The sequence below is a fragment of the Kribbella sp. NPDC059898 genome, from assembly GCF_042730855.1.
In the GTDB taxonomy this organism is placed as follows: domain Bacteria; phylum Actinomycetota; class Actinomycetes; order Propionibacteriales; family Kribbellaceae; genus Kribbella.
In genome coordinates, this window is the sequence record NZ_JBHWKR010000004.1 from 244542 (window position 1) to 258684 (window position 14143).

The following is a 14143-nucleotide window of genomic DNA, read 5'->3' on the forward strand; positions in this document are numbered from 1 at the left end:
TGCGGTTTCGCTACGATTAGTATCGATACCGAAGGTAGCATAACTAGGTAGGGTGGGCCCATGGCTTCCAGCACCCGGCCGCCCGGCCGGCCCCGGTCCAGCGTCGACGCGGAGGTGTTCGCGGCGACACTGCGGACGATCCACGAGCTCGGGTACACCCGGGCCACGGTGGACCGGATCGCCGCCGCGACCGGGATCGCGAAGACGACGATCTACCGCCGCTGGCCGACGAAGGGCGCGCTGGTCACCGCGACGCTGGTGGATTCGTTCGGCCCGTTGCCGCTGACCGGGCAGGATCGCGACGCGGACATCGCGGCCGCGGTCCGGTACGGCGTTCGCGCGGTCGCCGAGCCCGGTGTGGCCGCGGCGTTCGCGGGTGTGTTCACGGACGCGATCGGGGATCCGGCGCTGCGGGAGATCCTTGCCGGACAGCTGCAGGACCCGTACCGGAAGGTGCTGATGGAGACGCTCGGGCTGTCCGAGCAGCGGGTGCTGTTCGTGATCGACGTGGTGATCGGGACGCTGCTGCACCGGATGGGCATGACCGGCGAGCCGATGGTCGAGGCCGATGTCGAGGACCTCATCCGGATGCTGCAACGCGAACTGCGCTAGCTTTCCGGAACTTTTCCGTCGCTCAGCGCCGGAAAAGTTCCGCTCAGACCGCGTCGAGCTCCGCGACGGCGTCGGCGGGGAGGACCAGGTCGCGGGCGGCGATGTTCTCGCGGAGGTGGGTCAGCGAGGAGGTGCCGGGGATGACGACGCTGGTCGTGGAGCGCTGCAGCAGCCAGGCGAGCGCGACCTGCTGCGGGGTGGCGTCCAGCCGGGCGGCGACCTTCGCGAGCGTCTCCGACTGCAGCGGGCTGAATCCGCCGAGCGGGAAGAACGAAGCGAACGCGATGCCGTGCGCGGCGCAGTACTCGACGATGTCGTCGTCTGCGCGGTTGACCAGGTTGTAGAGGTTCTGGACCGTGACGAACGGCGCGATCGCCGCCGCCTCGCGGACGTGCTCCATCGTGACCGCGCTCAGTCCGAGATGCCGGATCAGCCCTTCCTGCTGCAGCTCGGCCAGCACGGTGTACGGCTCGGCGATCGAGTCGCGGTTGACCTCCTCACGGGCCGCGGTCCGCAGGTTGACCACGTCGAGTACGTCGAGACCCAGGTGCTCGAGGTTCTCGTGCACCTGCCGCCGGAGGTCCTCCGGTTCGAGCGCCACGTCCCAGGACGCGTCGGGACCGCGCCGGGCGCCGACCTTGGTGACCAGGTGCAGACCCTCCGGGTACGGGTGCAGCGCCTCCTTGATGATCTCGTTGACCACAGTCGGGCCGTAGAAGTCGCTGGTGTCGATGTGCGTGACGCCGAGGTCGACGGCCTGCCGCAGTACGGCGATCGCCTGGTCACGGTCCTTCGGCGGTCCGAAGACGCCGGGGCCGGCGAGCTGCATCGCGCCGTACCCCATCCGGGTGATGGTGAGGTCGTCGGCGAGGGTGATGGTTGAGTTCGTCATGTCTCCACTGTTCGTCGGTACGCGCGGAACAGGGAGTACCCCGTCGTTCCTGGTAGTGCCAGGGCACAGGCTGTCACGGCGTACCCGGTCTACGGTGGAGGCATGGAGAACGCGCTGGGCGACTACCTGCGGGCGCGCCGCGAGCAGGTCGGTCCCGACGAGGTGGGAATCCGCAGCGCCGGCCTCCGCCGGGTGCCTGGGTTGCGCCGCGAAGAGGTCGCGATGCTCGCCGGGATCAGCTCGGACTACTACCTCCGGCTCGAGCAGGGCCGGGACCGGAACCCGTCGGCGCAGGTGCTCGAGGCGCTGGCCGGCGTACTGCGGCTCGACGCGGACGCGCGGAACTACCTCCTCGGTCTCGCCCAGCCGGCGCCGCACCCGCGGACCCGGGCGGAGCAGGCGCCGGAGAGCATCGTCGAGCTGATCGACGGCTGGCCGAACAACCCGGCGTACGTGCAGAACAAGTACACCGACGTGCTCGCGGTGAACGCGTTCGCCGCCGCCCTCTCGCCGAACTACCGGGTCGGCGTCAACCTGCTCACCGCCGTCCTGCTCGATCCGCGCGAACGCGACCTGCGCCGGGACTGGGAGGACCTCTCCGAGGAGGGCGTCGCGGTACTGCGCGCCGAACTCGGGCCGAACGTCGACGACCCGCGGCTGAAGGAACTGGTCGGCGACCTCTCGGTCCGCAGCGAACGGTTCCGCCAGCTCTGGGCGCGCCACGAGGTCCGCCCGCGCCGCGGCCGGCTCAGCCGGCTGACCCATCCGGAGGTCGGCGACCTCGACCTGCGCTCGGACAAGCTGACCGTGGGTGGGACCGACAGCGTCACGCTGGTCGTCTTCCACGCCGTCCCCGGATCGCGCGACGCGGAGTCCCTCGCCCTCCTCGGCAGCCTGGTGGCTAGGCCTGTCGAGCGAAGGCCCGAATGATCTCCGGGTACGCCGCGAACGCCGTACCGGTGTGGTCGACCGCGCCCATCGAATGCACCGTCACCTCCGCCCCGCGCCGGCGCAGCGAGACCGCGCACGAGTCGGCGTTGGCGGCGACGACGTCGGTGTCCTTGGTCCCGCTGTACAGGTGCACCGGTACCCGCGGCGTCCAGTCCTGGCAGACCTGATCGGCCGCCTGGACGGCCCGTAGCAGCTTCCCGGTCGGGTGCTGCAACCGAGCGGCGAACTCGGGCGTGAGCAGCTTCTCCGGTGCGTCCGGCAGCCCGGCGACGATCTCCTCGTCGCTGTGGGAGCCGTCGAACAATTCCTCGACCGTCGACGCGTACGGCGGCTGGAACGCCTGGCGCGGGTCGTCGTACAGGCCGACCGTCCGGTTCCAGGCGGTCACGAGGTACCCGAGGTAGAACGTGGCGGTCGGCGGGATCACGCGGCCGTCGAAGGCGGCCGGCAGTTCCTCGCCGAGCAGGTCGTACGGACCCGCGACCGCGCGCAGCGCCCCGAGCCGGAACGGCCCGACCTCGCCGCGACTCAGCGCGCGACCGAATGCGAGCGACGCCCGGCCGCCCTGCGAGAAGCCGGTGACGAGTACGTCGCGCTTGAAGGCGACGCCGTGCTTGGCCGCGAACGTGCGGGCCGCGAGCAGCAGGTCCGCTGACGCCGACGTCTCGGTCTTCGTGTCGAGGTACGGGTGCGGGCCGGGGCCTAGGCCGAGACCGAGGTAGTCGGGGGCGACACCGACCAGACCCTGGCCGGCGAACAGGGCCGTGACCAGGCGATCTGTGGACAGGTCGTCGACGGAGGCAGCGGCGGCCTTGGTCGCGTTCGTGCCATGCAAGTACTCCGTGACGGTGAGCGCGCCGCGGCGTCCGTCGGGGAGTACGACGATCCCGCTGGCTGTCGTCGGGCGGCCGTGGGTGTCGGTGGTGCGGTAGATGAGGCGGTATGCGGTGACGGCGTACGACGCCTTCGGGGCGCCGGGGAAGTCTGCTGCCGCCGCGTCGAGCTGAGCCGCTGTCAGGTGGGCGATCGGGGTTGCCGAGACGACCGTTCCGCGTTGGCCCAGAACTGTGGAGTGGGTGGGGCGGCCCGTACCCGCGAAGGCGGTGGTTGGGTGGGCGGTCGCGGCGAAGGCGGTGGTTGGGTGGGCTGTTGCCGCGAGGGCCGACGCGGGGTAGGCGAGGAGGGCGGCGGTGGCGAGGGTGGCGGCGACTGTCTTGGTGAGGCGTGGAGTCATAGGCCAAGCCAACCGTCGCGCGCCACCCCGGAGAATGGTGCGAACTCCCTGATGGCGGTGGGGTTTTGCCTACCCGAGCAGGCTGTTGTACAGCTCCACGGTCCGCTGCGCCACCGCGTCCCAGCCGAACTGCGAGACCGCGCGTTCACGTCCCGCCTTGCCCATTGCCGCGGCGCGGGACGGGTCGTCGACCAGCGCGTTGATCCCGTCCGCGAGCCCGCGTTCGAACGTGTCGGTGTCGTTCTCGTCGTACGGCACGAGGATGCCGGTGACGCCGTCGTCGACCACCTCGGGGATGCCGCCGACCGCGCTCGCGACGACCGCGGTCTCGCAGGCCATCGCCTCCAGGTTCACGATGCCGAGTGGCTCGTAGATCGACGGGCAGCAGAACGCCAGCGCGTGCGTCAGGACCTGCCGGACCTCCTCGCGCGGCAGCATCTCCGACACCACGAACACGCCGTCGCGGGCCAGCCGCAGGTCCTCGATCAGCGCGTCGGTCTCCGCCTTCAGCTCGACCGTGTCGGCCGCGCCGGCGAGCAGCACGAGCTGGACGGACGGGTCCAGCCGCAGACCCGCGCGGAGCAGGTGCGGCACGCCCTTCTGCCGGGTGATCCGGCCGACGAACGTCACGTACGGCCGGCTCAGGTCGACGCCGAGCCGCTCGAGCACGTGCGTCGCCGGGTCCGGGTGATAGAAGTCCGCGTCGATCCCGTTCGAGATCACGTGCACCTTCGCCGGATCCACGGCCGGGTAGCAGGCGAGTACGTCGTCGCGCATCCCGCGGCTGACCGCGACGACCGCGTCGGCGGCCTCGTACGCGGTCCGCTCCGCCCAGCTGGACAGCCGGTACCCGCCGCCGAGCTGCTCGGCCTTCCACGGCCGCCGCGGCTCCAGCGAGTGCGCCGTCGCCACGTGCGGGACGTCGTACAGCAGCTTCGCCCAGTGGCCGGCCATGTTCGCGTACCAGGTGTGCGAGTGCACGAGGTCCGCGTCGCCGACCGCCGCGGTCATGGTCAGGTCGGTGGACAGGATCCGCAGCGCCGCGTTCGCGTTCGGCATCCGCGGGTCGTCCTCGGAGTGCGCGGTCGCGCCCTGCCGGGGCTCGCCCATGCAGTGCACGTCCACGTCGATCAGCCGGCGCAGCTCGCGGACCAGGAAGTCCACGTGCACCCCGGCCCCGCCGTACACGTCCGGAGGAAACTCACGCGTCAGAATGGCGACCTTCACAATCCCCGACCATAGGTCATCCAGCGAGCTGTGTCGGCACCCAGAAGCGCAGCTTTCCGTGTCGTTCGTCTTCCAGTTCGCCACCAGCTGCCTCGATCACCTTGCGCGATCCGGTGTTGTCCACATCGCACGTGACCAGCGCGGGGTCGATTCCGAGCGCGGCCGCGATCGGCAGCGACTGGGCGAGCATCTGGGTCGCGTACCCCTTCCGGCGCGCGGACGCCCGGACCCAGTACCCGATGTGGCCGCCGACCTCGGTCAGCGCGGGCGTCAGGTCGTGGCGGATCGAGAGCCGGCCGAGCAGCTCCACGCCGTCGACGAACCACAGCACGGTCTGGTGCACGATGCCGGGCGGCATCACGGTCTCCGGCTCGGCCTCCCGCCGGATCGCCTCCACCAGGTGCCGGAACTCGGCCGGATCGGCCGCCCGGTCCCGGCTCCACAGCTCGTCGTCCCCGGCCACCGACTTCGGGCCGAGCCAGTGCAGGTCCTCCGGGGCGAGCTCGTCCCAGGCCTCGAGGAACGAACGGTGAACGGCAACGGTCGGAACGACGAGGATCGGCATCTTCACAGTGTCGCGACACTCGCAACCGCTTATGCAGCGGGGCATCGAGAGCTAAGGTGCCGACATGGCAAAGGCGCCCAATGTTCTCGGAATCGTGCTGGCCGGTGGTGAGGGGAAGCGGTTGATGCCGCTGACGGCGGACCGGGCCAAACCGGCTGTGCCGTTCGGCGGCAGTTATCGCCTCATCGACTTCGTGCTGTCGAATTTGGTCAATGCGGGCTATCGAAATCTCTGTGTGCTGACCCAGTACAAGTCGCACTCGCTCGACCGGCACGTCACGCTGACCTGGCGGATGTCCACCTTCCTCGGCAACTACGTGACCTGTGTCCCGGCGCAGCAGCGGCTCGGCCCGCAGTGGTACCAGGGCAGCGCGGACGCGATCTACCAGTCGATGAACCTGATCAACGACGCGGACCCGGAGTACATCGTGGTCTTCGGCGCCGACCACGTGTACCGGATGGACGCGTCCCAGATGGTCGCCGCGCACATCGAGCGCGGCAACGGCGTGACGGTGGCCGGCATCCGGGTGCCGCGGGTGGAGGCGACCGAGTTCGGCGTGATCAAGACCGGTGCGGACGGGCACGTGATCGAGGAGTTCCTGGAGAAGCCGGCCGACCCGCCGGGGCTGCCGGACTCGCCGGACGAGACGTTCGCGTCGATGGGCAACTACGTGTTCAGCCGCGACGTCCTGGTCGAGGCGCTCCGCAAGGACGCCGCCAACCCGGCGTCGCGGCACGACATGGGCGGCGACATCGTGCCGATGCTCGTTGCCGAGGGCAAGGCGGGCGTGTACGACTTCCAGGAGAACGACGTACCGGGCGCGCTGGACCGGGACCGTTCGTACTGGCGCGACGTCGGGTCGCTGGACTCCTACCACGAGGCGCACATGGACCTGGTGTCGATCCAGCCGGTGTTCAACCTGTACAACAACGAGTGGCCGATCTTCACCTCGCACCCGCAGTTGCCGGGCGCGAAGTTCACCGACAACGCGACCGTCGGCGAGTCGATCGTCTGCCAGGGCTCGATCGTGTCCGGTGCGCATGTCGACCACTCGGTGCTCGGGTCGAACGTGGTCGTCAGCGCGGGCGCCGACCTGCAGAACTGCGTGATCATGGACAACTGCAAGATCGGCCGCGACGTGGTGCTGAAGAACGTCATCCTGGACAAGAACATCGTGGTCCCGGACGGCACCGAGATCGGCGTCGACCCGGACTACGACCGGCAGCGCGGGTTCATCGTCTCCAAGGGCGGCGTCACGGTGCTCGGCAAGGGGCAGGTGATCCCGGCGGCCGTTGCTCCGGCCGCCGAGGAGGTTGCCTCGGAGGTTGCTGAGGCGTGACGCTCTCCGAGGCGGGTGCGCTAGCACTCGATGCGGCGGATCCCGGGCATCGGGAGCTCTTCGACGTACCGCCGGCGCAGGGTGGCGACTATCCCGAGGTGGCGTACTTCGCCGGGAACTCGCTGGGCCTGCGCCCGAAGGCGACCCGGACCGAGCTGCTCGAGGACCTGGACGCGTGGGCCGCGCTCGGCGTCGAGGGGCACCTGGACGCGGCGCGGCCCTGGCTGCCGTACCACGAGCTGCTGACCGGTCCGGCCGCGCGACTCGTCGGCGCGCTGCCGAGCGAGACGGTCGTGATGAACTCGCTGACCGTCAACCTGCACCTGCTGATGGTGTCGTTCTACCGGCCGACCCGGTCGCGGCACCGGATCGTGATCGAGGACGCGGCGTTCCCGTCGGACAGTTACGCCGTCCGGTCGCAGGTCCGGTTCCACGGGTACGACCCGGAGGACGCGGTGATCCGGCTGCGGCCGCGGCCCGGTGAGGACACTCTCCGAACGGCGGATGTCGTCGAGCAGCTCGGCGGCGACGTGGCGCTCGTACTGCTCGGCGGGGTCAACTACCTGACCGGCGAGTTGATGGACATCCCCACGATCACGAAGGCCGGGCACGTGGCCGGCGCGGTGGTCGGGTGGGACCTCGCGCACGCGGCCGGCAACGTGCCGTTGTCCTTGCACGACTGGGACGTGGACTTCGCAGCGTGGTGCTCGTACAAGTACCTGAACTCCGGGCCGGGGGCGCTGGCCGGGGCGTTCGTGCACGAGCGGCATCTCGGCGGGGACCGGCCGCGGTTCGAGGGCTGGTGGAGTACGGAGGCGTCGACACGGTTCGAGATGACGCCGGAGTCGCGGCCGCCGGCGACCGCGGACGCGTGGCAGGTGTCGAACCCGCCGATCTTCTCGATGAGCCCGGTGCGGACGTCGCTGGAGCTGTTCGACAAGGTCGGTATCGGCGTACTGCGGGAACGGAGTCTGCGGCTGACGGGCCGGCTCTCGGAGTTGCTGGCGGGCTTCGAGGTGATCACGCCTGACGATCCGGCGCGGCGCGGCGCTCAGTTGTCGGTGCGGGTCCCGGGCGGAGCCGGTGCGTTGTCGCGGCGGCTACGGTTCGAGTACGGCGTGATCGCGGACGCGCGGGAGCCCGACGTACTGCGGCTCGCGCCGGTGCCGCTGTATTCGACGTACCACGACTGCTGGCGGGCCGCCGCCGCGTTGACCGAGGTGATGGCATGAAGGTCGCGATCGTCGGGGCCGGGCTGACCGGGTCGCTGCTCGCCTGTTACCTGGCGCGGCGCGGGTTGACGGTGACGCTGTACGAACGGCGCGCGGATCCGCGGGTCGCCGAGGTCGAGCGCGGGCGGTCGATCAACCTGGCGATCTCCGAGCGCGGGCTGGACGCGCTGCGGCGGATCGGGCTCGTCGACCAGGTGATGGCGGACGCGCTGCCGATGAAGGGCCGGATGATCCACCCGGTCGCGGGCGAGCTGGACTTCCAGGCGTACTCGGCGTCGGGGGAGCGGGCGATCAACTCGATCAGCCGGGGTGCGCTGAACAACGCGCTGCTGTCGGCGGCGTCGGCTGCTCCTGGTGTGACGGTGTCGTTCGAGCATCGCTTGGTCGAGCTGGACTCGGCGGCGGGGGAGTTGGTGTTCGCGACGCCCGCGGGGAAGGTGTCGGCGGCGGCCGACGTGGTGCTGGGCGCCGACGGTGCGGGGTCCGCCGTACGGGAGCAACTGCTTGCCGAGGGCATCGTCGCGGAGAACGTCGAGTTCCTGGACTACGGGTACAAGGAGCTGTCGATCCCTGCTGCCGCGGGGGAGTTCGCGCTGGATCCGGGGGCGTTGCACATCTGGCCGCGTGGCACGTCGATGATGATCGCGCTGCCGAATCCGGATCGGTCGTTCACCTGCACGCTCTTCTGGCCGGCCGGGTCGTTCGACGCGTTGACCACGGCTGCTGGGATCTCGGCGCATTTCGAGGAGAACTATCCGGATCTGTTGCCGTTGGCCCCTGACCTGGTCGACGACTACCTGAACAATCCGGTCGGCGTCCTGGGCACGGTCCACACCTTGCCGTGGCAGGCGCACGGCCGCACGGCGTTGGTCGGCGACGCGGCGCATGCGATCGTCCCGTTCTACGGCCAGGGCGCCAACTGCGCGTTCGAGGACGTGGTCGAGCTCGACCGCTGCCTCGACGACACCGGCGGCTCGTGGGCCCGCGCGCTGCCGCTCTTCGAAGCCCGCCGCCGCGAGAACACCGAGGCGATCGCGGAAATGGCCCTGGCCAACTTCGTGGAAATGCGCGACAAGGTGGCGTCCCCCGTCTTCCGCCTCCAGAAGCAACTGGAACACACCCTCGAACGCCTCCTCCCCGGCCGCTACGTCTCCCGCTACGAACTAGTCTCCTTCACCACCACCCCCTACGCCGAAGTCCAACACCGAGTCCACCGCCAGCACCAACTACTCGCCGCCGCGGGAGCCGCAGCCGCCGGCGCCCTCCTCACCCTGGCCCGCGCCCGGAAACACCGATGACCCCGCCCACCGCGCACCGCGCGTCCCCCGCGCACCCCGCGCCCGCGGCGGGGCGGGCTGCCGCGTTTGGATGGTGGGGAGGTGGCGGGGCATGAACCTCTGGTCGCCTGAGCTGTTGAGCGGGCAGCCGTCGTCTGTTGGGGTGCTCCGGCACTTCGTGGACGGGGCGTTTGTCGAGAGTGCCTCCCGGTTCGCGAAGGTTTCGCCCGTGACGGGCGAGCAGATCTTCGACGTCTGTGAGGCTGATGCCGCGACCGTTGATGCGGCTGTAGGCGCGGCGCGGGCCGCCTTGAACGGCCCGTGGGGGCGGATGAGTGAGCAGGAGCGGGCCGTCGTACTGCGGCGGGTCGCGGACGGGCTCGAGCGGCGGTTCGAGGACCTGGTTGCGGCCGAGGTGGGGGACACCGGGAAGTCGATCAGCCAGGCGCGGACGCTGGACATCCCGCGCGGTGCGGCGAACTTCCGGGCGTTCGCGGACTTCGCGACCACGGTGCCGACCGAGTCGTACACCACCGTTCTCCCGGACGGGCGGCGCGCGCTGAACTACGCCGTACGGAAACCCGTCGGCGTCGTCGCGATCGTCGTACCGTGGAACCTCCCGCTGCTGCTGCTCACCTGGAAGGTCGCCCCGGCGCTTGCCTGCGGCAACACCGTGGTCGTGAAGCCCTCGGAGGAAACCCCGTCCTCGGCGACCGTACTCGCCGAGGTGATGGCGGAGGCCGGCGTACCGAACGGCGTCTTCAACGTCGTCCACGGCTTCGGACCGTCCTCGGCGGGGGAGTACCTGACCAAACACCCCGGCGTCGACGCGATCACCTTCACCGGCGAGTCCGCCACCGGCACCGCGATCGCCAAGGTCGCCGCGGACCGCGTGAAAGCGGTCTCCTTCGAGCTCGGCGGCAAGAACGCCGGCCTGGTCTTCGCCGACGCGTCGCTCGACGACGCGATCGAGGGCTCGCTCCGCTCGACCTTCACGAACGGCGGCCAGGTCTGCCTGTGCACCGAACGCCTGTACGTCGAACGCCCGATCTTCGACACCTTCGTGGAGAGGCTGGCCGCCCGCGCCGCCGAGCTGACCTACGGCTGGCCCGCCGACGAGGCCACCACCAACATGCCCCTCATCTCCAAACAGCACCGCGACAAGGTCCTCTCGTACTACGCCCTCGCCCGCACCGAGGGCGCCGAGGTCCTGACCGGCGGCGGCGTACCTACCTTCGGAGACGCCCGCGACGGCGGCAACTACATCCAGCCAACCGTCGTCACCGGGCTGCGCGCGGACGCCCGTACCAATCGTGAAGAGGTGTTCGGCCCGATCTGCCATGTCGCACCATTCGACACCGAAGAAGAAGCCTTCGCCCTCGCCAACGACTCGGAGTACGGCCTCGCGGCAACCGTCTGGACCCGAGACGTAGGCCGCGCCCACCGCTCCGGCGCGGCGTTGGACGTCGGCCTGTGCTGGGTCAACACCTGGTTCCTGCGCGATCTCCGGACGCCCTTCGGCGGGGTGAAGCTGTCCGGTGTCGGGCGCGAGGGTGGGCGGCATTCGGTGGACTTCTACACCGAGACTACGAATGTCTGCGTGGACCTGACATGACCCTTGTGCCTGGAAAAGCGGTGCCTCGTGGGCGCTTTCCGCATGTGCAGGTGTCCGGCGGGTTCGCGTTTGTTTCGGGTACGTCGAGCCGGCGGCCGGACAACTCGATCGCCGGGGCCTCCGTCGACGAGTTGGGCACGGTGGCGCTGGACATCCGGGTGCAGACGCGGGCCGTGCTGGAGAACATCCGGGACATCCTCGGCGCGGTCGGGGCGGGGCTCGAGGACCTGGTCAGCGTGACGACGTACCTGGTGTCGATGAACGACTTCGGGGGGTACAACGAGGTGTACGGCGAATTCTTCGACGAGACCGGTCCCGCGCGGACGACGGTCGCAGTACATCAGCTGCCGCATCCCCAGCTGCTGATCGAGATATGCGGAATCGCGGCGATCCCGCAGAAGGAGTAAGGACATGGCCAACCTGGAGTCGACGAACTTTCCGCAGTGGATCGAGGACAACAGGCACCTGCTGAAGCCGCCGGTCGGCAACAAGCAGATGTTTCCGACGGGGGACGACTTCATCACGATGGTGGTCGGCGGACCGAACCAGCGAACCGATTTCCACGTCGACCCGTACGAGGAGTTCTTCTACCAGATCAAGGGCACCATGCACGTCGACGTGATGACCGACGACGGACCGGCCCGGGTGGACATCAACGAGGGCGAGATGTGGATGCTGCCGCGCAGCATGCCGCACTCGCCGCAGCGGGACGCGGACTCGATCGGCCTGGTGATCGAGCGGGTCCGCGAACCCGGCACGCTGGAGAAGTTCCGCTGGTACTGCGCGAACTGCAACGGCATCGTGCACGAGGTCGAGCTGCAGGTGAACGACATCGTCGCGGACCTGCCGCCGGTGTTCAAGGCGTTCTACGAGAGCGTGGAAGCCCGCACCTGCCCGGCCTGCGGCACGGTGCACCCAGGTAAATGACTGTCGACGTCCACACCCATCTGGTCCCGCACGGCTGGCCTGATCTCGCCGCGGCCTGCGGCGGGGACGGCTGGCCGTGGCTGCGAATCGACTCCGAGCGGGCCGCGATGATCATGGTCGGGTCGACCGAGTTCCGGCCGGTCGGGCCGCAGGCCTGGGATCGCGGCGTACGGCGTGCCGATATGGATGCCGACGGCATCGACCTGCAGGTGGTGTCGCCGACGCCGGTCTTCTTCTCCTACGAGCGGCCGGCGAAGCAGGCGGTCAAGCTGGCCGAGATCTTCAACGACCTGACGCTGGAGACGCTGGCCGGCGATCCGCGGTTCGTACCGTTCTGCCAGGTCCCGTTGCAGGACCCGGACCTGGCGTGCACCGAGCTGGACCGGGCTCGCGCCGCCGGGCACGTGGGCGTGGAGATCGGCAACCACGTCGGCGACAAGGACCTCGACGACGCCGGGATCGTTGCCTTCCTCAAGCACTGCGCGGAGACCGGTACGCCGGTCCTCGTGCACCCGTGGGACATGCCGGGGGGACCGCGGCTAGACCGCTGGATGGCCCGCTGGCTGACCGGGATGCCCGCCGAGACGCATCTGTCACTGCTGGCGATGATCCTCGGCGGCGCGTTCGACGTACTGCCTCGGGAGCTGAGGATCTGTTTCGCCCACGGGGGCGGGAGTTTCGCGTTCTGGCTCGGCCGGCTGGAGAACGCCTGGCACCGGCGCGGCGACATCGTCCGCGGTTGCTCGGAGCACCCACCGTCGACGTACCTGGACCGGATCCTGGTCGACACGGTGGTGTTCGAATCAGCACCTTTGCGACTACTTGTCGATACCTTGGGGGAAGACCGCGTTCTGGTCGGCAGTGATTATCCCTATCCACTGGGTGAACGGCCGGTCGGGGAGGTGGTACGGAAGTCCGGCTTCCTGACCGCGGAACAGCAGCACAAACTGCTGACAGCGAACGCCTTGCGCTACCTCGGGAGGTCGGAATGAGTGAGGACCGGTCGGTTCTGTCGCGCAAGGCGCCCGATCCCGATCAGGAGCTGCGGTACGGCGACCACGCGGACCAGGTGATCGACTACTGGCACGCGAAGGACTACCGGCCGCTCGTGGTGTTCATCCACGGCGGGTTCTGGCGTCCGCAGTACGACCGGGTGCACGCCCGCTCGCTGGGTGCTGCCCTGTCCGACCTCGGCTGGCCCGTGCTGCTGCTGGAGTACCGCCGCGAGCCCGGCAACCCCGACGTCTCCACGGCCGACATCCGTACGGCGCTGGACGTGCTGCCGGACCTGGTCGACGTACAGGCCGGGTACGTCCTCATGGGCCACTCCGCCGGGGGACAGTTGGCGCTCTGGGCCGCAGCCACCCTCAACCCGGTCCGCCTGCGCGGCGTGCTCGCCCTTGCGCCGGTAGCCGACCTCTTGATGGCGGACCAGCAGAAACTCGACAAGGGCGCCGTACAGGCCTTCATCGGCGGCGGCGTCCGCAACGACCTCGACCCGGTCCACCTCCCCGCCCCGATAGCCCCCGTCACCCTCCTCCACGGCGTCAACGACTCGGTGGTCCCCATCTCCCTCACCGAGTCCTACCACTCCGCCCACCCCACCTCCCACCTCCACCGCGTCGACAAGTGCGGCCACTACCAACTGATCGACCCCCAGTCCGACCCCTGGCACGAGGTAACCACCGAACTGACCCGCCTCACCGCATGACCCTTCGGGCCCTCTCGAAAGGGTTGGTCCTACCTCCACCACCAGCCAGACTGGCCCAGACCAGTAAATCGAGTGTTGGAGCCGAACGTGCGAAAGCTGATTCCCGCGGCGGCCGCCGTCGCGCTGGCAGGTAGTGCTCTGATGGCAGCGCAGCCCGCGCAGGCCACGACGTTCCCCGCCGCCTGCACAGTCATCCATGACGGCGCGCGCTGGGTCTATGCCGGCGGCCAGATGGTCGGGGTCGCGTCGTACGGCGACACCTTCTACGCCGACCACGAGGCCGCCGGCAACGTGTACGGCGCCTTCAGCCCTTCCGGCGGCACCCTCTGGCAAATGCAAGCCACCGACCTCAGCTGTCCCTGACGGGCGCGCCGGGCATTCAGCTCTCCTCGGGGATCCGTCGCCAGACAGCTGCCGTCCGGTGCCTTCGGGGCTGACCTTCTGCTCGGCCTTGGGTTCGCAGTCTCGGACCACAGCAGTCGGTGGAGGAGCAGACCGGTGTACAGCGGGTGCCAGTCCTCCTGGAACAGGTAGCCGAGCGACTTCCGGTAGTCGGCCAGA

15 protein-coding genes are annotated in these 14143 nt (G+C 69.5%); 11 read left to right on the forward strand and 4 right to left on the reverse strand.

The annotated features are described in order from the left end of the window. Window positions 1-60 precede the first annotated feature (60 nt). Window positions 61-612: a TetR/AcrR family transcriptional regulator gene (locus ACFV9C_RS15195; RefSeq protein WP_380193962.1), complete on the forward strand. Its 552-nt coding sequence runs from the start codon at window positions 61-63 to the stop codon at window positions 610-612. 43 nt (window positions 613-655) lie between these two features. Here ACFV9C_RS15195 and ACFV9C_RS15200 read toward each other — a convergent pair whose 3' ends face one another. After that, on the reverse strand, window positions 656-1504 hold the full coding sequence (locus ACFV9C_RS15200) for an oxidoreductase (protein WP_380193964.1): 849 nt from the start codon (window positions 1502-1504) through the stop codon (window positions 656-658). Between the two features lie 102 nt (window positions 1505-1606). Between ACFV9C_RS15200 and ACFV9C_RS15205 the strand changes: the two genes are divergently transcribed. Further along, on the forward strand, window positions 1607-2434 hold the full coding sequence (locus tag ACFV9C_RS15205) for a helix-turn-helix domain-containing protein (RefSeq protein ID WP_380193966.1): 828 nt from the start codon (window positions 1607-1609) through the stop codon (window positions 2432-2434). On the opposite strand, the gene ACFV9C_RS15210 is transcribed toward ACFV9C_RS15205, so the two are convergent. From ACFV9C_RS15210 to ACFV9C_RS15220, 3 genes are all read right to left on the reverse strand, one after another. Continuing rightward, entirely contained in the window at window positions 2406-3689 is a 1284-nt protein-coding gene (locus tag ACFV9C_RS15210; protein WP_380193968.1) for a hypothetical protein, read from the reverse strand. The genes ACFV9C_RS15205 and ACFV9C_RS15210 overlap by 29 nt on opposite strands. A gap of 69 nt (window positions 3690-3758) precedes the next feature. Continuing rightward, window positions 3759-4916 (reverse strand): glycogen synthase, encoded by a 1158-nt coding sequence (gene glgA / locus ACFV9C_RS15215; protein ID WP_380193970.1) that lies wholly within the window; start codon window positions 4914-4916, stop codon window positions 3759-3761. Window positions 4917-4932: 16 nt separating this feature from the next. Further along, window positions 4933-5481, reverse strand: coding sequence for a GNAT family N-acetyltransferase (locus tag ACFV9C_RS15220; protein ID WP_380193972.1), 549 nt, complete (start codon window positions 5479-5481; stop codon window positions 4933-4935). Window positions 5482-5545: 64 nt separating this feature from the next. On the opposite strand from ACFV9C_RS15220, the gene glgC reads away from it, so the two are divergent. The 9 genes from glgC (at window position 5546) to ACFV9C_RS15265 (ending at window position 13945) form a co-directional block, all read left to right on the forward strand. Next, complete coding sequence (gene glgC, locus ACFV9C_RS15225; RefSeq protein WP_380193973.1) at window positions 5546-6820, forward strand: glucose-1-phosphate adenylyltransferase; 1275 nt, start codon at window positions 5546-5548, stop codon at window positions 6818-6820. Next, a complete protein-coding gene (kynU, locus tag ACFV9C_RS15230; RefSeq protein ID WP_380193974.1) occupies window positions 6817-8052 on the forward strand; it encodes a kynureninase in 1236 nt (411 codons plus the stop codon). The genes glgC and kynU overlap by 4 nt, the downstream gene beginning before the upstream one ends. Further along, on the forward strand, window positions 8049-9350 hold the full coding sequence (locus ACFV9C_RS15235; RefSeq protein WP_380193975.1) for an FAD-dependent oxidoreductase: 1302 nt from the start codon (window positions 8049-8051) through the stop codon (window positions 9348-9350). The genes kynU and ACFV9C_RS15235 overlap by 4 nt, the downstream gene beginning before the upstream one ends. Window positions 9351-9441: 91 nt before the next feature. After that, a complete protein-coding gene (locus ACFV9C_RS15240; protein ID WP_380193977.1) occupies window positions 9442-10944 on the forward strand; it encodes a 2-hydroxymuconic semialdehyde dehydrogenase in 1503 nt (500 codons plus the stop codon). Continuing rightward, window positions 10941-11351, forward strand: a complete 411-nt coding sequence (locus tag ACFV9C_RS15245; protein ID WP_380193979.1) for a RidA family protein — start codon at window positions 10941-10943, stop codon at window positions 11349-11351. The genes ACFV9C_RS15240 and ACFV9C_RS15245 overlap by 4 nt, the downstream gene beginning before the upstream one ends. A 4-nt stretch (window positions 11352-11355) precedes the next feature. Further along, window positions 11356-11871 (forward strand): 3-hydroxyanthranilate 3,4-dioxygenase, encoded by a 516-nt coding sequence (locus ACFV9C_RS15250; protein ID WP_380193980.1) that lies wholly within the window; start codon window positions 11356-11358, stop codon window positions 11869-11871. Then, window positions 11868-12863 (forward strand): amidohydrolase family protein, encoded by a 996-nt coding sequence (locus tag ACFV9C_RS15255; RefSeq protein WP_380193982.1) that lies wholly within the window; start codon window positions 11868-11870, stop codon window positions 12861-12863. The genes ACFV9C_RS15250 and ACFV9C_RS15255 overlap by 4 nt, the downstream gene beginning before the upstream one ends. Then, the gene (locus ACFV9C_RS15260) at window positions 12860-13582 is read left to right on the forward strand and encodes an alpha/beta hydrolase family protein (protein WP_380193983.1); all 723 of its coding nucleotides are present in this window, start codon (window positions 12860-12862) and stop codon (window positions 13580-13582) included. The genes ACFV9C_RS15255 and ACFV9C_RS15260 overlap by 4 nt, the downstream gene beginning before the upstream one ends. Before the next feature lie 87 nt (window positions 13583-13669). Beyond that, window positions 13670-13945, forward strand: coding sequence for a hypothetical protein (locus tag ACFV9C_RS15265; protein WP_380193984.1), 276 nt, complete (start codon window positions 13670-13672; stop codon window positions 13943-13945). The last annotated feature ends 198 nt before the right edge of the window (window positions 13946-14143 follow it).